This window comes from Chryseobacterium sp. RR2-3-20 (genome assembly GCF_017808115.1).
Lineage (GTDB): Bacteria > Bacteroidota > Bacteroidia > Flavobacteriales > Weeksellaceae > Chryseobacterium > Chryseobacterium oryzae.
On sequence record NZ_JADQBD010000004.1, the window covers coordinates 13,249 to 33,570 of the forward strand.

The 20,322-nt window shown below is 33.4% G+C and carries 18 protein-coding genes and 1 tRNA gene; 15 read left to right on the plus strand and 4 right to left on the minus strand.

The genetic code is table 11. The annotated features are described in order from the left end of the window. Positions 1-39 precede the first annotated feature (39 nt). The gene (locus IV513_RS01665) at positions 40-1,278 is read left to right on the plus strand and encodes a 3-deoxy-D-manno-octulosonic acid transferase (protein WP_209388783.1); all 1,239 of its coding nucleotides are present in this window, start codon (positions 40-42) and stop codon (positions 1,276-1,278) included. Here the strand turns inward: IV513_RS01665 and IV513_RS01670 are convergent. Together IV513_RS01670 and IV513_RS01675 are read right to left on the minus strand one after the other, a co-directional pair. After that, positions 1,270-1,896, minus strand: a complete 627-nt coding sequence (locus IV513_RS01670) for a deoxyuridine 5'-triphosphate nucleotidohydrolase (protein WP_209388784.1) — start codon at positions 1,894-1,896, stop codon at positions 1,270-1,272. The two genes, IV513_RS01665 and IV513_RS01670, sit on opposite strands and share 9 nt — an antisense overlap. Beyond that, a complete protein-coding gene (locus IV513_RS01675; protein WP_209388785.1) occupies positions 1,896-2,648 on the minus strand; it encodes a glycosyltransferase in 753 nt (250 codons plus the stop codon). The genes IV513_RS01670 and IV513_RS01675 overlap by 1 nt, the downstream gene beginning before the upstream one ends. A gap of 145 nt (positions 2,649-2,793) precedes the next feature. Here IV513_RS01675 and IV513_RS01680 point away from each other — a divergent pair, with 145 nt between their 5' ends. From IV513_RS01680 to IV513_RS01740, 13 genes are all read left to right on the plus strand, one after another. Further along, positions 2,794-3,264, plus strand: coding sequence for a lipocalin family protein (locus tag IV513_RS01680; RefSeq protein ID WP_209388786.1), 471 nt, complete (start codon positions 2,794-2,796; stop codon positions 3,262-3,264). Between the two features lie 174 nt (positions 3,265-3,438). Then, the gene (leuS, locus tag IV513_RS01685) at positions 3,439-6,252 is read left to right on the plus strand and encodes a leucine--tRNA ligase (RefSeq protein WP_209388787.1); all 2,814 of its coding nucleotides are present in this window, start codon (positions 3,439-3,441) and stop codon (positions 6,250-6,252) included. Positions 6,253-6,490: 238 nt separating this feature from the next. Next, complete coding sequence (locus tag IV513_RS01690; RefSeq protein WP_209388788.1) at positions 6,491-7,354, plus strand: MotA/TolQ/ExbB proton channel family protein; 864 nt, start codon at positions 6,491-6,493, stop codon at positions 7,352-7,354. A 59-nt stretch (positions 7,355-7,413) separates the two neighbouring features. Next, on the plus strand, positions 7,414-8,019 hold the full coding sequence (locus IV513_RS01695; protein WP_209388789.1) for a biopolymer transporter ExbD: 606 nt from the start codon (positions 7,414-7,416) through the stop codon (positions 8,017-8,019). Between the two features lie 10 nt (positions 8,020-8,029). Further along, a complete protein-coding gene (locus IV513_RS01700) occupies positions 8,030-8,599 on the plus strand; it encodes a biopolymer transporter ExbD (protein WP_209388790.1) in 570 nt (189 codons plus the stop codon). A gap of 24 nt (positions 8,600-8,623) precedes the next feature. Further along, the gene (locus tag IV513_RS01705) at positions 8,624-9,466 is read left to right on the plus strand and encodes an energy transducer TonB (protein ID WP_209388791.1); all 843 of its coding nucleotides are present in this window, start codon (positions 8,624-8,626) and stop codon (positions 9,464-9,466) included. A gap of 257 nt (positions 9,467-9,723) precedes the next feature. Continuing rightward, positions 9,724-10,590, plus strand: coding sequence for a PstS family phosphate ABC transporter substrate-binding protein (locus IV513_RS01710; RefSeq protein WP_209388792.1), 867 nt, complete (start codon positions 9,724-9,726; stop codon positions 10,588-10,590). 100 nt (positions 10,591-10,690) lie between these two features. Further along, entirely contained in the window at positions 10,691-12,337 is a 1,647-nt protein-coding gene (locus IV513_RS01715; RefSeq protein ID WP_209388793.1) for a tetratricopeptide repeat protein, read from the plus strand. Between the two features lie 68 nt (positions 12,338-12,405). Further along, positions 12,406-13,131, plus strand: coding sequence for a bacillithiol biosynthesis deacetylase BshB1 (gene bshB1 / locus IV513_RS01720; protein WP_209388794.1), 726 nt, complete (start codon positions 12,406-12,408; stop codon positions 13,129-13,131). 36 nt (positions 13,132-13,167) lie between these two features. Further along, positions 13,168-13,244: transfer RNA gene (locus tag IV513_RS01725), tRNA-His, on the plus strand. A 165-nt stretch (positions 13,245-13,409) separates the two neighbouring features. Beyond that, the gene (locus IV513_RS01730) at positions 13,410-14,684 is read left to right on the plus strand and encodes a DUF2851 family protein (protein ID WP_209388795.1); all 1,275 of its coding nucleotides are present in this window, start codon (positions 13,410-13,412) and stop codon (positions 14,682-14,684) included. Beyond that, the gene (locus IV513_RS01735) at positions 14,677-14,898 is read left to right on the plus strand and encodes a PspC family transcriptional regulator (protein WP_209388796.1); all 222 of its coding nucleotides are present in this window, start codon (positions 14,677-14,679) and stop codon (positions 14,896-14,898) included. Before IV513_RS01730 ends, IV513_RS01735 begins: the two co-directional genes overlap by 8 nt. A 3-nt stretch (positions 14,899-14,901) precedes the next feature. After that, the gene (locus IV513_RS01740) at positions 14,902-15,414 is read left to right on the plus strand and encodes a GNAT family N-acetyltransferase (protein WP_209388797.1); all 513 of its coding nucleotides are present in this window, start codon (positions 14,902-14,904) and stop codon (positions 15,412-15,414) included. On the opposite strand, the gene IV513_RS01745 is transcribed toward IV513_RS01740, so the two are convergent. Together IV513_RS01745 and IV513_RS01750 are read right to left on the minus strand one after the other, a co-directional pair. Next, positions 15,415-16,206 carry a carboxypeptidase regulatory-like domain-containing protein gene (locus IV513_RS01745; RefSeq protein WP_209388798.1) on the minus strand — a complete coding sequence of 264 codons (792 nt, stop codon included), beginning with the start codon at positions 16,204-16,206 and terminating at the stop codon, positions 15,415-15,417. It abuts the gene before it with no gap. Positions 16,207-16,209: 3 nt separating this feature from the next. Further along, positions 16,210-16,956, minus strand: a complete 747-nt coding sequence (locus IV513_RS01750; RefSeq protein ID WP_209388799.1) for a hypothetical protein — start codon at positions 16,954-16,956, stop codon at positions 16,210-16,212. A gap of 182 nt (positions 16,957-17,138) precedes the next feature. Here IV513_RS01750 and IV513_RS01755 point away from each other — a divergent pair, with 182 nt between their 5' ends. Beyond that, positions 17,139-20,282 carry an exodeoxyribonuclease V subunit beta gene (locus IV513_RS01755; protein ID WP_209388800.1) on the plus strand — a complete coding sequence of 1,048 codons (3,144 nt, stop codon included), beginning with the start codon at positions 17,139-17,141 and terminating at the stop codon, positions 20,280-20,282. Positions 20,283-20,322: the final 40 nt, after the last annotated feature.

Below are 20,322 nucleotides of genomic sequence, written 5' to 3' on the forward strand. Positions count from 1 at the left end.
TAGATACAATCCATTTTTTAAAGCTTTAACGAATTTATAATGTCTTTTTTATATACCATATTTGTCTATTTGCTCACTTTCGGGATGAAGGTTTTATCGTTATTTCATGATAAAACTAAAAAAGGAGTTGAAGGGAGAAAACAGTCTTTAGATATTGTAAAGTCTACATTTTCTCCTTCGGATAAAGTTTTGTGGATGCATGCAGCGAGTTTGGGAGAATACGAACAGGGGCTTCCTGTTTTAGAGAAATTAAAAGAAAATTTTCCGTCACATAAAGTTTTGGTTACTTTTTTTTCTCCATCAGGATACGAAAATGTAATTAAGAAAAAACATGCAGCAGATGCAATATGTTATCTTCCATTCGATCAAAAAAGAACAGTAAAAGAGTTTGTCTCCCAATTTAACTGTGAGATTTTTTTTACTGTAAAATACGATTATTGGTATCATCTTTTAGCTGAACTTAAATCGAATAAGGTTAAAGTTTTTGTGATTTCTGCATTGTTTTATGAAAATCAGGCTTTTTTTAAAACGTATGGTAAATGGTTTGTAAATCAGTTGAAAAAAAATATTACTTGGTTTTTTCATCAAACCCATACATCGTATGTTTTAGCGAAAAGCATCGGTTTACTAAATTCTTCGGTGAGCGGTGATACTCGCTTCGATAGAGTGAAACAATTAAGAGAAAGAGATAATTATGTAGAATATATTGAAGAATTTATTGGAGACAAAAAAACAGTCGTTTTCGGAAGTTCTTGGGGCGCGGAAGAGAAAATCGCTAAAATGGTGCATGAAAATAATTCAAAAAACAAAATAATTATTGCTCCACACGATTTAAAAAGAGTCGAATTTCTTAAAAATATTTTTCCTGAAGCTTTATTGTATAGTGAATTAAAGAACTCGGAGAATATCAATCTGTATGAAGCTGAAATTCTTGTCATCAACAGCATTGGGCTTCTTTCAAAACTTTATTCTTATGCTGATGTTGCGGTTGTTGGCGGAGGTTTTCATGATGCAGGACTGCATAATATTTTAGAAGCGGCAACATTCGGAGTTCCTGTAATATTCGGAAATCAGTATAAGAAAAATCCAGAAGCAGATGGTTTAATTGCTGCAAAAGGGGCGAAATCTTTTGATGAAGAAAAATCTGCTGCAAATTTTGTTTTAAAACTGTTAAAAGACGAAAAGCTTTTGGCTGAAATGTCTTTGAATGCAGAGAACTTTGTAATGCAACAACCCAATTCTACGGCATTAATTATCAAAAAAATTCTTTCACTTTAAAAACCCTTGGTTTTTGATGTCTTTTATAATGAGTTCGAAATGATCCGGTATTTTTTCCGCATTTAGCCATCCGAATTCTATTCCGTTATTAATGAAAAGCTTTTCCAAATAAATGTTGGAAGTTACTTTTTGGTAAACTTCATCCAAATATTCATTAATTTCAAACCAATAATCTTCGTCTAGTTTTTTAGTCGAGATTAATGCTTTCATGACTTTATTGATGAGGTAAAGATAGAGTTTGTAAACATCATTAAATCTTAACCGACTCAATTTATCATTGTATTCTAAGATTTGGGTAACTAAAATAAGATTGAGAGATACCTCTCCGAATTTATCCGATGTTACCTTTACATGCTCTGTAATTTCCGCGCTGATGCTTCTTATCAGCACAACAAAATATTTTTGGTTACTGATGTATTTTGCTGCATCATCTACATTTTTACAGATAATTTCTTCCATTTCATTCCGTTTCTGGTCTGTGGTTTCTTCCTCAATCAGTTCGAAATAAAGTTTTTTAGATAAAATTTTATCCTTTTTAAGCAACCTGAAAATGAGCCTGTCTTTTTCTATAGAAGAAAGCTGGCTTAATGCGTTTTTAAATTCTTTAGAATATTCCATCAGTTAAATATTTTTGAATATTTCAGAAAACCGTTCATTGCCCAATTTGCTGTGTAGTACAGGGATTTTAAAGTGGAAAATTTCATAAAATCTTTATACACCAAATATTGATCTTTTACAATGTTCTGTTTTTTTCTCGATATACTTGTAGGGTGCATTCTGTATTTTGCCATGGTTTTAGGCAATGGTTTTCCTTTTGGGATTTTTTTTAGAAGATTCAGCCACATAACATGATCTTCGCGTTTGCTGCCTTCAGGAAAAAATTCTTTTCCCACCCTTTTAGAATCGTACATAGAAGATAAAAGAGAAAGTCGGCAGGTTTTCAGTAAATTATTAAAAGTAACTTCTGTATCGGCCTTAAAATCTTCAATTTTCGGAACTAAATTTTCATCACATCTTGCATAATTAGAATATGCGATTTCTGCTTTTTCTTTTTTCATAAAAGATACCATTTCTTCAAGAAAACGAGGTTCCCAAAAATCATCTGCATCTAAAAATGTAATGTATCTTCCTTTCGCTTTTTGCAGTGAAATATTTCTTGCATGTCCGGCGCCTCCGTTTTTTTTAGAAATAGTGAGAACAATTCTCGCATCAGATACTTTTTGGATAATATTTACAGAATTGTCAGTAGACTGATCGTCGGTAATAAGCCATTCCCAATCGGTGAATGTTTGGTTAATAACAGACTGTATGGTTTCTTCCAAAAAGGGTGACGAATTGTAGCACGGGGTAATAATGGAAACTTCCGGCATGTGTTTTTTTTACAAATATAAGGCTTTGAAACGGCACTCTCAGATAACAATTTTGCAGATATTGCAAATTATACTTCCAAAATTTAAAAAAAATAGTGTGATTTTTAAAAAAAGTCATAATTTTAAGCCTTGAAAAATTAGATCTATGAAGAAATTAGCCTTAATATTTGCAGGATTATCATTATTAGCGTTTACAGGTTGTAAAGATGACGAAACTCCGGAGCAGGTATTTCCCCTCGTAGGAAAATGGTCCCCTACTAAAGAAGTGAAAACTCAGGTTTCTGCTACCGGTGCAGGATTTTCGGATGAAATAGTATACACAGATTGCCAGAAAGAATCCCGATGGGTTTTTAATGAAAATTCTACTGGGCAAAGAACCAATAGAGATTTAGCAGGTTCTACACCTACATGCAGCACAATTTCTCAACGTAATTTTTCTTATGTTTATAACCCGTCTGAGAAAAATTTAGAAATAAAATATCAGGGAACTGTAGTGGTAGAAAAAAGCAAAGTCATTTTGCTGGATGATAAAACGATGAATCTTAAATTTGAAGATACAACAGATCCAACAGTATATAAATCTACAACATATACATTCAAAAGAGTTACTCAATAAGTACTGTATTGAATTACCTTTATAATAATCCTGTCATTGGTAGTGGCGGGATTTTTTTGTGCTAATTTCATTTGAAATTCATATCAATTTCTTTTAAATTCATTATTTTTGTGTTTCAGGATGTAAAAAAGATCTGTTTTGCGTCCATCATTTAACTTAAAATAATTACGAAGCGTGTTTTACGATCATCAGCAGATAGAAAAAAAGTGGCAGAAGTACTGGGAAGACAATCAAACCTATAAAACTTCCGATAATACAGATAAACCTAAATTTTATGTTCTCGATATGTTTCCGTATCCGTCTGGAGCGGGGTTGCATGTGGGACATCCGCTAGGATATATTGCTTCGGATATTTATGCAAGATACAAAAGGCATCAAGGATTTAATGTTCTTCACCCGGTGGGCTACGATAGTTTTGGTCTTCCTGCGGAACAATACGCAATTCAGACAGGAACTCACCCTGCAATTACTACACAACAGAATATCACAAGATATGAAGAGCAATTACGGAAAATTGGTTTTTCTTTCGACTGGAGCAGAGAAGTAAGAACTTCCGATCCTTCTTATTATAAGTGGACGCAATGGATATTTATTGAGTTATTTCATTCATGGTATAATAAAGACTCAGATAAAGCAGAATCCATCAAAACTTTAATTCAGCATTTTGAAGAAAAAGGTACAGAAGGACTTCATGCCAATCAAAATGATGAGCTAAATTTTACTGCGGAAGAATGGAAAGAAGCTTCTGAGATAGATAAAGAAGATATTTTGCTTAATTACCGACTTGCTTTCAGAGCAGAGACAACTGTAAACTGGTGTCCGGCTTTAGGAACCGTTTTAGCCAATGATGAGGTAAAAGACGGGAAATCTGAACGAGGTGGTTTTCCGGTTTATCAAAAGAAAATGATGCAGTGGAGTATGAGAATCTCTGCATATTCTGAAAGACTATTGCAGGGATTGAAAACTTTAGACTGGCCACAACCTTTGAAAGATTCTCAGGAATACTGGATCGGAAAATCTCAGGGAGCACAGGTAGAATTTGCTGTTGAAGATTATGATGAAACGGTTACCGTATTTACTACCAGACCAGATACCATTTTTGGGGCAACTTTTATGGTTTTAGCACCAGAGAATCCTTTGGTGGAAAATATTACAACGCCCGAACAGAAATCTGAAGTAGATTCTTATATTGAAGAAACTTCGAAGAAGACCGAAAGGGACAGAATGGCAGACGTGAAAAATGTTTCCGGGGCTTTTACGGGTAGTTATGCTGTAAATCCTTTTAGCGGAGAAAAAATGCCTATCTATATTTCAGATTATGTTTTGATGGGATACGGAACGGGAGCGGTAATGGCAGTTCCTGCACATGATGAACGAGACCATAGGTTTGCAAAGAAATTTAATCTTGAAATTAAAAAAGTTGTAGAAACGGACGAAGATATTCAGGAAGCATCTTATGATTCTAAAGATTCCGTTTGTGTAAATTCTGATTTTTTAAATGGTTTGAATTATAACGAAGCCAAAATCAAAATTATTGCCGAAATAGAAAATAAAGGAATCGGTCACGGAACTACCAATTACAGACAGCGCGATGCAATTTTCTCAAGACAGAGGTATTGGGGAGAACCGGTTCCTGTATACTATAAGGATGGTATGCCATATACTTTGCCAGTTTCTGCATTGCCTTTGGAGCTTCCCGAAGTTGAAAAATATTTGCCAACCGAAGACGGAGATCCGCCACTTGGGAATGCAAAAACATTCGCTTGGGATGAAGCAAATCAAAAAGTGGTTGATACAGATTTAATTGATGACAAAACTGTTTTCCCATTAGAATTATCAACAATGCCGGGTTGGGCAGGAAGTTCGTGGTATTTCTTAAGATATATGGATCCGCATGATGAGGAGGTTTTCTGTAAAAAGAACCTTTCGGATTATTGGGGACAAGTAGATTTGTATATCGGTGGAAGCGAGCACGCAACAGGTCACTTATTATATTCCCGTTTTTGGAATATGTTCCTGAAAGACAGAGGTTATATTGAACAAAATGAACCTTTCCAAAAGTTGATCAACCAAGGGATGATTTTGGGAATGAGTGCGTTTGTTTATAGAATAGATGGAACGAACCAATATGTATCTAAAAATTTAGCTAAAGATTATAATACTCAAGCAATACATGTTGATGCATCTTTATTAAAAGGTGCATCGGACGAATTAGATACCGAAGCTTTCAAAAAATGGAGACCAGATTATGCCGATGCTGAATTTATTTTGGAAGAAGGAAAATATATCACAGGTCGTGAAGTAGAAAAAATGTCCAAATCCAAATACAATGTGGTAAACCCGGATGATATTTGTGAAGAATATGGAGCAGATGGTTTAAGATTATATGAAATGTTCCTTGGGCCATTAGAACAATCCAAACCTTGGAATACGCAAGGGCTAAGCGGAGTTTATGGTTTCCTTAAAAAATTCTGGAATCTTTATTTTGACGGCGATACATTCTCTGTTTCCGATGAAGAACCTACAAAAGCTGAATATAAAGTTTTGCATACTTTAATCAAGAAAGTAGTTTACGATATCGAAAACTTCTCTTTCAATACATCGGTTTCTTCTTTTATGATAGCCGTAAACGAATTGCAAAAAATTAAATGTAATAAACGCAATATTTTAGAGCCTTTAGCCGTTGTAATTTCTCCGTATGCTCCGCATATATGTGAAGAGGTATGGAATTTGTTGGGATATCAGTCTTCTATCGAATTTGAAAAGTTCCCTGTCTTAAACGAGGAATACTTGGTAGAAGATGAGATTGAATATCCGGTAAGTTTTAATGGTAAAATGAAGTTCAAGTTAGCACTTCCTGCAACATTGTCGGCTCAAGAAATCGAAGATTTGGTGATGGTTAATGAGAAAACAATAGAGGTTTTAGCAGGAAATTTACCTAAGAAAGTCATTATTGTCCCTAAAAAAATTGTAAATATCGTAATTTAAAAAAAAATTAACATTGCAAATTTGAAAAAAATAGATACTATTTTTTTTTAAGTTTCTAATGTAATTTTTGAAAATGAAAATTATTAATAATATTTTTAAATATAATTACAATATCGAAATCGGAATAAATTATTCTTGTTGAAAAATGAGAAAATCTTATTTCATGGTATTGGATTTTAATTAATTTTGCCTTTATTTTACAACCTTAAAAATTTAAAACAATATAATTTAGTTAAATATGGAAATGAATGTTTCAAAAAATGATGAGCAAGTAGTTGCTAAAAAAGCAGGAGGTCTTAATCCAGCTGTAATTATTCCTATTCTATTGGTTATAGGGATTTGTATTTATTTATTCGTATTAGGTAACCCAGGTAACTTTAAGGATGCTGAAAAATTGGGTTCTGGTTCGGTAGCTTTTTCTAGTGTGGAAGGTAAAGACATTCATCCAGAATCGTTTTTAGGAATTATCTACAAAGGAGGTGTTATTGTACCTATTCTAATTACTTTTATGATTACTGTAATCGTTTTCTCTTTTGAAAGATATTTTATCTTGAGCAAAGCAGCAGGTAAAGGTAACTTAGATAACTTCGTGGTAAAAGTAAGAGGTTTACTTAACCAAAATAAAATCGACGAAGCATTAGAAGAGTGTGACAGACAAGAAGGTTCTGTAGGTAATGTTGTTAAAGAAGGTCTTACGACTTACAAAGCTTTATCTCATGATACAACTTTGAACAAAGAACAAAAAATGGTTGCTCTAAACAAAGCAATTGAAGAGGCTACAACTTTAGAAATGCCAATGTTAGAGAAAAACATGATGATTTTATCTACTTTGGGAACAGTTGCAACTTTAATTGCATTATTAGGAACAGTAATCGGGATGATTAAAGCATTCTTCGCACTAGGTTCTGGTGGTGGTACTCCAGATGCTGCTGCACTTTCTACAGGTATTTCTGAAGCATTAATTAATACAGCTTTAGGTATTGGTACATCTGCAATTGCAATTATCCTTTATAACTTCTTTACATCTAAAATTGATGGGTTAACTTATAAGATTGATGAAATCGCAATGAGTATCCAGCAGTCTTTTGCAGAATTCAACTAAGAATTAGCAAAATATTTGCATAATTTAGAGAGAAGTTTAATTAATAAAATACAATAATAATGGCGAGAGTCAAACCAAAAAGACACGGAGTAATTACGGACATGACGGCAATGTGTGATGTTGCGTTCCTATTACTTACGTTCTTTATCTTGACCACTCAGTTTAAGAAACCTGATGTGGAGCAGATTAAACCGCCATCTTCAATATCAGAAACATTACTCCCTGATGCAAGTTTAATGACCATTAATGTTACAGCAGACGGAAAATTTTATTTCCAGCCTGTAGATAATGCTTCAGAAAGAGTAGAACTTCTTAAAAAAATGGGTAAGAAATATAATCTTCCAGATTTCTCAACAAAAGAGATTGCTTCATTCCAGAGAGTGCAGGCGATTGGTGTCCCAATGACACAGCTGAAGAGTTATTTAGACTTACCTGAAGATGAGCAGAAGAATTATAAGAGTCCAACAGGAATTCCTATGGATAGTACAAATAAACAATTGGTAGATTGGGTAGAACAGAGTTTAAGTGTTAATCCTAATTACAAATTAGCAATTAAGGGTGATGTTACGACGCAGTATCCTAAAGTTAAAAGTTTATTTGAGGGTTTAAGAGATATAGATTTTCTTAAATTTTGGTTGATAACATCTCAAGAAGGTAAACCTTAATCATTTAGAAATGGCAGAAGTACAAGTACAGGAAAAAGGCGGCAAAGGCGGCAAAGTACGTTCCAAGAAACAGAATACCAGAGTCGATATGACTCCAATGGTGGACTTGGGTTTTCTATTGATTACCTTCTTTATGTTCACGACTACATTCTCTAAACCGAATGTTATGGATTTGGGTCTTCCGGCAAAACCGAAAGATGAAACAAAAAAACCACCTCCAACAGAAATTAAACTTTCAAACTCTATATCTTTATTGTTAGGAAAAGACAATCGTATTTTTTGGCATCAGCAAGACAGCGGTTCGCTTAATGACCAAAATTTGAACGAAACAAACTACGATAGAGAGGGAATTAGAAAAGTAATTGAGCAAGCAAAAGCAAGAGCGGCAGATAAAACTAAATTTACAGTAATTATTAAACCGACAGACGATGCAGTATATAAAAACTTTGTAGATATTCTTGATGAAATGGCTATTACCAAAAGTGAGCAATATGGGGTTACAGACCTTAAGCCTTGGGAAAAAGCTATTTACGACAAGAGAGTAGGAAATCCGGCAGGAGCCGCTTCTGCAACAAAGTAGTTTAACCATTAAATTCGAAAGAAAATGGCAGATGAAAATATTTACAGTCAAAATGCTACCTTAGATGAGATTGTATTTGAAAATAGAAATAAAGAATACGGAGCATATGATATAAGACATCAATATCCTAGATTATTGACAAAATCTTTTATCATCGGAACATCTCTATTCTTAATTGCAGCTCTTACACCTTTCATATATCTAACTATTAAGAAAATGAATGCTGAAGAAAAGCAGGAGGTTCAGCTAGATTTGAAAGATGTATTGCAAGACGATCCTATTATTGAACAACCTAAAGAAGAAGAACCACCTCCACCTCCTCCACCTCCTAAAGAGGAAGAGAAAATCGAGATTATTCAGAATGTTGTTCCTGAACCGGTAAAAGCACCGAAAATTGAAACGCCACCGCCACCAATTTCTAAACAGTTAGAAACAACAACAGGTTTGGAGAATCAAGCAGGTGTGAAAGTTCCTACAGCTTATGCTCCACCACCAACGCCTCCATCTACAGGTACAAAAGCTTCTACTGCGGAAGTGAAGCCACAGGTTACTAATGATGTTTACGAATCTGTAGACCAGTCTGCAGACTTTACAGGAGGAGGTTTAGCAGGATTCAGAAAGAAATTTGAAAATAGTTTCGATCCTAGTTCTGTAGAAGGTGAAGGTTCTCTTAAAACACAAATTACATTTGTTGTAGAGAGAGACGGAACTTTATCACAGGTAAAAGCTACTGGTTCTAACGCTGATTTTAACAGAGAAGCTGAAAGAGCAGTAAAAAGTATTAAAATTAAATGGTCTCCAGGTAAAGTAAATGGGGAACCAGTACGTTCAAGATTCAGATTCCCTGTTTCTATGAACTTCGAATAAAATTATATTTTAATGATGATAAAAAGAGAGGCAAATGCTTCTCTTTTTATTTTTTTTGTATTTTTGTTATATGATGTTCAATTGGTTGTCCCTTGTTACAGGGATGTTTTATATAATTTTGGGAATTGTAGTAATGGTTTTCAAATTCTTTTTGGTAACGCTAGAACCTGTAGCTGCCTATCCATTGGGTGCAATATTAATTCTTTATGGTATCTTTAGAATTTTTAGGGCTTTGAAAAGATTAAAAAATAAAGAGGATGAATAGAGTTTTTTTATACTTTTTATTGTGTGTTTCTTTTCTTGGCTGCTCTAAGAATGAAAGTACCGCTCCTTCTTACAATAAAGGAAATATGACCATTCTTACAGACGAATCTTTTAAGAGCGTTGTGGAAGCATTGGCTGAAGGATATATGATCAGTTATCCAGATACAAAAATTAAAGTTCTTACGAAAAAAGAAGATTTAGGATTTTTGGATATTTTGAATGACAAAGCTAGAATTGCCGTAATGTCCAGAGATTTATCACCAAGTGAAATTAAACTTTACGAAGATCAGGTAGATCTAAAATTCACTCCGGCAAGATTCGCAGCAGATGCGGTTGTTTTTTTTGTTCCTAAAAATTCAGAAAAAAGCAGTATTACTTTTGATGAAATTAAAGAAGGACTTCAATCAGACAATAAAAATTTTGTTTTTGACGGAACCAATTCTAGTAATTTAAATTTCGTGGCTCAAAAAGTGGGTAAAAAGCCTAGAGACCTTAAGTTTTCTATTATTTCCGGAAATGTTAATTTAATTGAAGAGCTTAATAAATATCCGGATAAAATTGGAGTCATTGGTTTAAATACCATCAGCAGACCTTATGATAAAGATGCAGAAAAACTTAGAGAAATGATAAAAATTCTCCCTGTGGTAAAAGATAATAAGTCGTTTTTACCTGATGCTAATGGTTTAAGAGAAATGAAATACCCTTTTACTCGTGTTCTCTATTTTATAGCCAATGAAGGTGGTTTCAATATTGCTAACGGATTTATAAGATACTCCTGCACACAACTTGGGCAAATGGTTGTGGAAAAAGAAGGGCTTCAGCCGTATAATATTTACAGACGCGAAGTACAGATGCGTTAAAAATTCTTAATATTATTTTGTAACCAAAATAAAACCCTTATTTTGGTCTGAAAATTGTGTGATTTATTTCGTCCAATTAAAATTAGTGTTTAAAATATAAATGAAAGATATAATGATTATGAATATAAGAAAGGTTGCTTTTGGGGCATCAGTAGTATTTTTTACCAACTTTGCATTTGCGCAGACATTGCCGGACGGTATCAACAGTTTAGACAGCGATAAATATGCTGCTGCTAAAAATAATTTTACTCAAATGATTGCTAAAGAGCCATCTGCAGAAAATTATTTTTACTTAGGAAATACATTTCTGAAACAAGGTGAACCCGATTATGCAAAAGCATCAGAAAATTTCAATAAAGGATTAACGGCAGATTCTAAAAGCTATCTTAATAAAATAGGTTTAGCTTCTGTTAAATTAGGAAAAGGTGATAAATCTGCAATTGAAGAAATTCAGAAAATAGTAACAGATTCTAGAGAAAAAGATCCTGAAGTATTATTCAGAGCGGCAGAAGCTTTAACAATATTCGAAAAAAATAACTCACCAGATTTGGCAATTCAATACCTAAACAAAGCTATTGAAAAAACCAAAAAAGACATTCCTGCGTATTACTATTATACGTTAGGAGATGCATATAGACTCAAAAGAATTCCTGGTGAGGCAATGACTGCTTATGATAAAGCACTTCCTTTAGCTAAAAATAAAGCATCTGTGTATACAAGAATGGGTACTTTATGGATGGCTGCTCAGCAATGGCAACAGGCAAAACAAAATATTGATAAAGCTATTGCTACAGATCAAACCTATGCACCTGCGTACAAAGCTTTGGCTGCTTATGATATAAAATATCAGGAAAATGCTAAAGCTACTCAGGATCTTCTTAACTATACAAAGTATGCGGATGAAGATCCATATACACAATTAGAAATTGCAAAACTTTATTTTACTAATGAAGATTATGCTAACTCTAAAGTTGTCTTAGATAAAATATTTGATAAGATTGATGATCCTATCAAATTTAAATTAAGAGCGTATGTAAATTATGCAGACGGACAATACGCTGAAGCGAAACAAAATATTGATAATTTCGTTTCTAAAGCAGAGAAATCGAGAGTTCAACCTGCAGACCAGGGTTTAATGGGATTAATTGCTGCCGGCTTAGCAAAAACTGAAACAGACGAAGCTAAGAAAACTGCTCTGAAAGCTGAAGCTCAGCAAAAAATTGCTTTGGCAAAAGCAGCTAAAGATGAAACCTTAAAATGGGATATGGAATTGGCTAAAATTAATGGAGGAGGAGCATCTCAGGCTTCAGCGGACGCAGGTCCTTCTACTCCAGAAATTGAAGCAGCTAAAAAATTAGTTGCTGCAAATCCAAAGGATTCTGATGCTATCTATAAATTGGCAAATGCTTATCAGGATGCGAAAAACTGGAATGGGGCTGTTTTAACATGGCAGAAAATGAGTAATTTACTTCCAGATTGGGCACCAGCTTACTACAGTCAGGGATATTCTTATCAACAAGCTGGAAATAATGAAGCTGCCATGATTTCTTATGAGAAATTTATTGCAACTGTAAAACCAGCTGATATTGAGGCTAACAAACAAGCTTTAGCATATTCCTACTTCGCAATTGCTTTTCTAGAAAAAGACAAAGATGTTGCAAAAGCAAAAGATTATGTAGCAAAATCTCTTAAATTAGATCCTAGTTATCAGGATGCTATTAATCTTAACGCAGAGCTTAATAAATAGTTTTAAATAATAATTATATACTAACTTCCCATTCATTTTTGTATGGGAAGTTTTTTTAAATTTGATAGATGAATACGAAATTTGATATACTTGCCATAGGAGCTCATCCGGATGATGTAGAACTAGGTTGTGGAGGAACTTTAGCCAAATTAATTTCTGAAGGAAAAACATGTGCTATTCTAGACCTTACTAAAGGAGAATTGGGGACTCGTGGGACAGATCAAACTAGAAAGGAAGAGGCAACAGATGCTGCCAGAATTTTAGGTATAGCCGAAAGAGCGAATTTAGGTCTTAAGGATGGTTTTTTGGTTAACTCAGAAGAATATCAGTTAGAAATTGTGAGAATGATTCGTAAATACCGACCAGAGATTGTTTTGGCCAATGCAATTGATGATCGACATCCGGATCACGCTAAAGCAGCAAAACTGGTGTCAGATTCTTGCTTTTTAGCAGGGTTAAGAAAGATTGAAACGAGTATGGACGGAATCAATCAGGAAGTTTGGAGACCTAAACAGATTTTTCATTACATCCAGTGGAAAAATATAGTTCCAGAATTTGTAATAGATATTTCTGAATATTTGGATGTAAAACTTAAAGCGTGTGCGGCGTATAAAACTCAATTTTACGATCCAGATTCAAAAGAACCGGTTACTCCAATTGCAACGAAAGATTTTTTTGAGAGTTTAACGTATCGTGCTCAGGATCTAGGAAGATTGTCGGGAGTGGCTTATGCAGAAGGCTTTACTTCAGAAAAATTAATAGCAATGAAAAATTTTGACGGAATTGTTTTGTAGATTAAAAAATATGCCTATATTTGCACTCACAAAACGGTGATTGTAGCTCAGTTGGTTAGAGCGTCGGATTGTGGTTCCGAAGGTCGTGGGTTCGAGACCCATCATTCACCCCAAAAAGTACACTTTATAGTGTACTTTTTTTATTTTTATAATGTCTATTCAGATTTCATAACTTCAGATCTCTATTTGTTTAATGTGTCTTATTTTTTATGCAAAGGATGTTTCTGTAAGTTTTGTAATTATTTTTTTTATTAATTTTAAGTATTAAAAACACTGAAATGAACGAGAAATTATTGCAATATATATGGAATTATAAATTGTTTACCCATTTTGATTTTAAAGATTCAGACGGGAATTCAATTGAAATTTTGGATTTTGGAAAATGGAATTCAGATTCTGGTCCTGATTTTTTATTTGCAAAAATTAAAATTAATAATCTCATTTTAGCAGGAAATATAGAAATTCATGTGAAAGCTTCGGACTGGATTTTTCACCAGCATTCTCAAAATTCAGATTATCAAAATGTAATTTTACATGTGGTTTTTCAAAATGATGCAGATATTTTGGAATTCAAAAATAAAAATATTCCTACACTGGAGATTAGAAATTATATTGATGAGAAAATTTGCAGTAATTACCATCATTTTGTGAATGAAAGCAGATTTATTCCCTGCGAAAAAGTTTTTAGTCCAGATAAAATACCAATAGGCTTTCATGAAGAAAATCTCATCAAAAAACTGGAAGAAAAATCTTTGGTAATAGAAAAAGATTTAAAAATCCAGAAAAATAATTTTGAAGCGATACTATTCCATTATCTTGCTTATGCTTTTGGATTAAAAATAAATGCGGCAATTTTTAAACAGTTGGCAGAAACTGTAGATTTCTCAGTTATTAACAAGATTAGACAAGATAAAACCCAGTTGGAAGCTTTATTTTTTGGGCTTGCCGGATGGCTCGAAAATACAGTAGATCATCAATCTAAAATCTGGAAAAGAGAATTTGATTTTTTAAAAGCTAAATACCAGCTTCCCAATGTTATTATTTCTCCAAAATTTCTGAGGCTTAGACCAGCCAATTTTCCAACGATACGACTTTCGCAACTTGCAGATTTGTATTTTCAGCATTCTCACTTGTTTTCAGAAGTTATTTCGGCAAAGAATTCTGAGGTTTTAAAGACTGTTTTTGCCCATATTAAAGCTTCTGAATATTGGAATGATCATTATAATTTTGGTAAAATTTCGTCTGTTAACACTCAGAAAATTCTTAGCAGCAATTTTATTGAAATTATCCTCCTCAATGCAGTGCTTCCCATTAAATTTGCATACGAAAAGCATACTAATGAATATATCACAGATGAAATTCTGGAATATTACAGGGTTTTAGCTGCAGAGAAAAATACAGTGGTTGATGGCTGGAAAAATCTGGGGATAAAAAGCGAAAATTCTTTAGAAAGCCAAAGCCTAATTTACCATTACAAAAATTTTTGCGAAACAAAAAAATGCTTAAATTGCGGTATCGGATTCAAAATTTTAAAAGAACCTCGTCATGTTTGATAATCTCCGCCATAAAATGGAATGTGAATGGTTTGGTGTACTCACCAGAATGGGTGCCAAACTGGGAATTCCTGTTTCTAAACTGAGAATTTTCTTTATTTATTCCACTTTTGCTACTGCCGGTTTTTTCTTTTTAATTTATCTTGGTCTTGCGTTTACACTTTGGATAAAAGATATTTTTATTACTAGAAGACCTAGTGTCTTTGATCTTTAAATTATGGAGTTTTTACAAATTATTTCGGCAGAAGATTACCGCACGGAAAAAATTTTCAAATCTTACTGTTCTTCTTTTCCTGAGGATGAAAGAAGAGAGTGGTTTCAGTTTGTTAAATTGTTTGAGTATCCTAATGTAAAGGTTATTTCGGTTTTGAATCAGTCTGAAAATGTAGGGTATCTTATTGTATGGGAATTATCGAGTTTTCTTTTTGTAGAGCATTTTGAGGTTTTTGCAGAATACAGAAATCAAAATCTTGGTTCTAAAATAACCGATTGGCTGTTTAAAAATTTCCCAAGAATTATTCTGGAAATAGAGCCTGAAACTTTAAACGAATACGCTAAACGCAGATTTTTGTTTTACCAAAGAAATGGTTTCAGTCTTATTGATGAACTCTATGTTCAGCCAAGTTACGGAGAAGGAAAAAACAGCCTTAATCTCTGGCTTTTGGGAAATTATACACCAGAAAATTTAAGTCAGGTTAAAGATGAAATTTACGATATTGTTTACCATTAACTACCGTTTCTCTTTTTCTTTTTTTTGTGATTCTTTAATTCTTTCTACATAAACAGGAAGAGTTTCTTCCAGTTCAAACATTACTTTGTAGATGTTTTTGGCTTTAATATATCTCCGAATGTCGGGTTTTAAAATAAAGCTGAATTCCAAAAATTCCGAAATTCTCTCCGCAGGAATACCTTCTTTTACAAAATATTCATCACCGGTGCGGGTTTTTACCCATGCAATGTCGTCCTGCATATCCTCGTACTGATACCATCTTCTCTGTCTTCTGGCTTTTCCGCTAACAATATCGTATAAACCCTGTACATCCAAAAGTCCTAATGGAATTGCCATTAGAAGATTTCTTGTGTCCGCAGGAACTTCTCTTGGCTTTTCGGGACCTCTCGGAAGACCAATTGCTTTGCGAAGTTCTTCTTTTTTATCCACTTTTGTAAGCATTTTAGAATCTTTGGCTAGATTTCCGGAAAGTGGAATTATTTTAACTTCTTCTATTTCCACAGGAAGCTGGGTCATGATGATATCGGGAATGTTGTCTAGATTGTCAATTTTTTTAATCGTTCTTTCGTAGCCTTTTTTTATAAACCTGATTTCGTCCTGCAATGAAGCTTTTATGGAAAATTCACCGCTAGAATTACTGGATGTTTTCTCATTATTATTGATGTTGATAACCAGAACAGAAGTTACAATCCTGTTATTCTCGCTCATTGTTCTGCCAGACAAAATTTTTTGTCCGTATAAACAGCTTGCGATAAAACATATTAAAAGCGAAAATCCTTTTGTCTTCACCATCTTTTATTTTTGCTTTGGTGGAGCTTTATAGGTAGTAATTCTATTTAAAACAGTTCTTTGAAATCTCATTAAATCGGCATCACTCATATAACCATATTTCAGGATGTTTTTTCGCTCAAAACCTGTCTGCAGAATATAATTTACAAAATGATTGATGAATGGCTGCTCAATCTGAAGGTCTGTGAAATACTGAGTTCCAAATGCTGAAACAATATAATTGGCGAGATCCAAATCGTCCCATTTATTTTTTACTTTTCCGATAGAAAAGCCTTGTCCTTTTGGCTGAACAAATTCTCCGGGTTTTGCAGCTAAAATTCTAGGATCAGACTTTTGCGAGATGTAACGAGAAAGATCACTCTTAAGTTTCTCTACTTTTTTCGATTGTGCCAATGCCTTAGAATCGAGTTTTAAATCTCCTGTCAATCCTTTTTTAATTTCAACTTCTTCTATCAGAATAGCAGATTGTACCATGTTGATGTTAAGAGAAGATTTAGTGTCTTCGGGAGCAACTTTCCATTGAAATCTGTCGAAACCTGTTTTTACAAACCGGAGTATATCTCCAGCCCGTCCGGAAATCATAAAATGCCCGTCTCTGTTGCTGAGAACTCTTTCGTCTGTACGGATGTTAATAACATTCACGTCTGCCAATTCATGTTTTTCTTCATAAGTAATCTTACCGAAAATATATTCCTGAGCATGGATGTTGATGAACGCAATGAATGAAAAAAGAATAAGTAGTTTAATTTTCACAGAATATTGTTTTATTAAGCAAAACTAAAATTATTTTCTGTTCAGAAATGAAGTTTAACCAGACTTAACGGCTTTTAGGATATTTTTTGATTTCAGAGGGTAAAACTGTTAAAGTATTGGTTTAGAATTGTTAAAATTTCAGATTTTTTTTGATTAAATTGCATCAAATCTTTTATCAAAAAATGTCAAATTCTTATACTGTCATCAATGCATCTGCGGGATCTGGAAAGACTTATGCTTTGGTGCAGAAGCTTTTAATGATCTGTCTGCGTTATCCTAATCAACAACAGGTAATACGGAATATTCTCGCCTTAACATTTACCAATAAGGCTGCTAATGAAATGAAGGAAAGAATTCTTTCATGGCTGGGGAAATTTAAAGAAGATAATTATGCAGATAATAATGATCTTAAGAATATTCAGAAAGCTTTTGAAGAGGAAGGACTTAAAATAACTCTTGATGAACTTCATATCCGATCAAAAAAACTGCTAGATTATATTCTTCACAATTATTCTACCTTAAATATTGGAACCATAGATCGCTTCAATTCTCGTTTGGTACGTAGTTTTTCTTATGAACTTGGTCTTGCGAAGAATTTTAATCTCGAAATAGATGCAGAGCCTTTTCTTATTGAAGCGGTAGATAAAATGTTGGATCAAATCGGGGAAAACGAAAACATTTCCAACTCTTTTATGGATTATGTAGATTATAGTCTTGATAATAATGAAAGAATTAATCTCAATAAAAATCTATACGATTCTGCCAAAGAATTTGTAAAAGATATTCATTATGAACATCTTAATGATAATAAAGAATTTAATGATGAGAATTACGAAAATATCAAAAATACGTTAAGAAAAGATATTACAGCGAACAAAAAGCAGTCATTAGAATTAGCTTTACAGTCAATCGAATTATTTAAATCCAGAAATATAGAGATTGAAGATTTTGCTCAGGGAAAAAATGGTCTTGGAGGGTTTTTTCCAAAAGTTATAGAATTTTACGAGAAAAAAAGACCTGGATTTCCTTTTCCGAGCTCGTCTGAAGAATCTGTTGTAGATAAATACCGAAAAGGTACTTCTGCAAAAGCTAAACATAAAGAAACCGATGTTTTTGATATTCTGGAAGTTCTTTTAGAAAACAGAATGAAACTCATTTTGCTGTACATAGAAACTCAGAAAAAAGAGAAAATTCTTTCAGCGTTGTTGCCGTTAAAAGTAAATAAAGATATTCAGGATGAACTGAAAAAAATTGAGGAAGAAAATGATTTGGTTCTGCTTTCAAAATTTAATATTCTCATTAACGAAAACCTGAAAAATGAACCTTCTGCTTTCATCTACGAAAAAGTTGGGTCGCAGTTCCAGCATTATTTCTTCGACGAATTTCAGGATACTTCCTCTTTGCAGTGGCAGAATTTTGTTCCGTTGAGAGATCACAGTATCTCCACGGAGAATACTTCATTTACGCTTGTGGGAGATCCAAAACAGAGTATTTACAGATTCCGTGGAGGTGAAAGTAAACTTATGCTCGACATCATCAACAATAAAGAAATTTCTCCCAAACAGGCAAGTTTATTGGTCTTGAAAGACAACTGGAGAAGTGCAAAAAATATTGTTCAGTTTAATAATGAGCTTTATCAGTTTCATTCTCATCAATTGCAAGAGGAGCACCGCCAGATTTTTGGTTCAGATGGCGAACAAAATCCAAAATCTTCCATAGAAGGTCGTGTAAAAGTAAATCTTATCGAAAATCTCACCAATGAAGAATTTTATGACGATGTATCGGTAAAAATGCAGAAAGATATTCAGGAATGCCTCGATAATGGGTTTAAATTTTCGGATATTACTATTCTGTGTCGTGGAAATTTCGATATTTTCTCTTATTCTCAAAAGCTAGGAAGTCTAAAGGTGAATTATAAAGGCTTGGAAACCAATATAAAAACCATTTCAGATAAAGGGTTAACGCTGGAATTATCCGATACCATAAAAGCTGTGGTGGAGTTTCTGAAATGGGAAACCAATCCGAAAAATAAGCCCCATCTTATCATGATGATGTTTTATCTCAACCGCCTCGGGAAAATTGAAATGCAGGATTTCACTTTACAGATGAAGGAAATTCTTGAGTTACAGGAGTATGAAAATATTATCGGTTTTTTAGAAGAAAAATATTCTTTAAAACTCAAGCAAGATCAGTTTCCGAAATTTAATCTGTATAATTATATTGAATATTATATTAACGAATTTTCTTCCGGAAATAAAGAAATAGATTTTCTGTTGAATTTCCTCGAAATGCTGTTTAATTTTACCCAAAATGCAGGGGCAAGTACCAAAGAATTCCTGAAATATTGGGACGAAGAAGCTTCTAAACATACCATTCAGGCTTCGGAGAATATTGATGCCATTCAGATTATGACGATTCATAAGGCAAAAGGATTAGAATTTCCTGTAGTTTTTATTCCGATGATGAATAAAAACAGAGATTCGGAATTCAGCAATTGGTTCGAAACGGAGGCTGAAGATGTTTTAAAATCGGTCAATATCAATCAATTCAGTAAAAATCTTGAAGCGTATGATGAAGGTATAGAAAAATTTAATCAGGAAAATTCTTATAAAAATCTTGTAGATCGGCTTTGTCTGCAATATGTTGCAACTACAAGACCAGTAGAACAGCTGTTTTTTTATCTTCAAAAGGCAAATAAAACTTCTAATAATCTGGAAATTCTCGAATTTGTTGAATCTAAAAACCTTCAAAATCTTGACGAGTTTGATTTGTATGAAACCAATCCTGAAATGCTCAAAAAGCAGATTTTGCATCAAAATTCTGAATTCAAAACCCAGAATATTGAACATTTAAAAAATAAGAGCGATTCTAAAAGTTCTATACAAATTGCTACTCCTTCTAAGAATTATCAGGTAAGAAACGAGAAAGTAAGAGTTGGTCTTTTTGTACACGAACTGCTTTCAAGAATAAATACACCAAAAGATGTCGACAGAGTTTTAGAAACCTATGTTTTGGATGGGCAGATTACTCTCGAAGAAAAAACCGAAATAAAATCTGTTTTAATGAAAATTATTGATGCTCATGCTGAGTTTTTCGATGAAAAATGGCAGGTTATCAACGAAAAAGATATTATGATTTCTGAAAATGGCATGGCTAAAATCTACCGCCCCGACCGAATTTTAAAAAACGATGAAGGATATATTATTTTAGATTTTAAGACAGGTTCCGAAAACGAAAAGAATGAAAGACAAATTGAAACCTACAAAAGTGTTCTGGAAAAATTAGGTAAAAAGGTTTTAAAAACAAAACTGATTTATATTTCCTAAATGATTTCGTTTGAAAAATATAATGTTTGAATTGTCAACG

What these genes read in the sequence shown, in the direction of transcription:
- bshB1 (WP_209388794.1), top strand. Translation starts at nt 12,406, where the DNA reads ATGAATACGAAATTTGATATACTTGCCATAGGAGCTCATCCGGATGAT.
- IV513_RS01715 (WP_209388793.1), top strand. Translation starts at nt 10,691, where the DNA reads ATGAAAGATATAATGATTATGAATATAAGAAAGGTTGCTTTTGGGGCA.
- IV513_RS01755 (WP_209388800.1), top strand. Translation starts at nt 17,139, where the DNA reads ATGTCAAATTCTTATACTGTCATCAATGCATCTGCGGGATCTGGAAAG.
- IV513_RS01670 (WP_209388784.1), bottom strand. Translation starts at nt 1,896, where the DNA reads ATGGAATATTCTAAAGAATTTAAAAACGCATTAAGCCAGCTTTCTTCT.
- IV513_RS01665 (WP_209388783.1), top strand. Translation starts at nt 40, where the DNA reads ATGTCTTTTTTATATACCATATTTGTCTATTTGCTCACTTTCGGGATG.
- IV513_RS01705 (WP_209388791.1), top strand. Translation starts at nt 8,624, where the DNA reads ATGGCAGATGAAAATATTTACAGTCAAAATGCTACCTTAGATGAGATT.
- IV513_RS01710 (WP_209388792.1), top strand. Translation starts at nt 9,724, where the DNA reads ATGAATAGAGTTTTTTTATACTTTTTATTGTGTGTTTCTTTTCTTGGC.
- IV513_RS01675 (WP_209388785.1), bottom strand. Translation starts at nt 2,648, where the DNA reads ATGCCGGAAGTTTCCATTATTACCCCGTGCTACAATTCGTCACCCTTT.
- IV513_RS01680 (WP_209388786.1), top strand. Translation starts at nt 2,794, where the DNA reads ATGAAGAAATTAGCCTTAATATTTGCAGGATTATCATTATTAGCGTTT.
- IV513_RS01700 (WP_209388790.1), top strand. Translation starts at nt 8,030, where the DNA reads ATGGCAGAAGTACAAGTACAGGAAAAAGGCGGCAAAGGCGGCAAAGTA.
- IV513_RS01740 (WP_209388797.1), top strand. Translation starts at nt 14,902, where the DNA reads ATGGAGTTTTTACAAATTATTTCGGCAGAAGATTACCGCACGGAAAAA.
- IV513_RS01730 (WP_209388795.1), top strand. Translation starts at nt 13,410, where the DNA reads ATGAACGAGAAATTATTGCAATATATATGGAATTATAAATTGTTTACC.
- IV513_RS01745 (WP_209388798.1), bottom strand. Translation starts at nt 16,206, where the DNA reads ATGGTGAAGACAAAAGGATTTTCGCTTTTAATATGTTTTATCGCAAGC.
- IV513_RS01695 (WP_209388789.1), top strand. Translation starts at nt 7,414, where the DNA reads ATGGCGAGAGTCAAACCAAAAAGACACGGAGTAATTACGGACATGACG.
- IV513_RS01690 (WP_209388788.1), top strand. Translation starts at nt 6,491, where the DNA reads ATGGAAATGAATGTTTCAAAAAATGATGAGCAAGTAGTTGCTAAAAAA.
- IV513_RS01735 (WP_209388796.1), top strand. Translation starts at nt 14,677, where the DNA reads ATGTTTGATAATCTCCGCCATAAAATGGAATGTGAATGGTTTGGTGTA.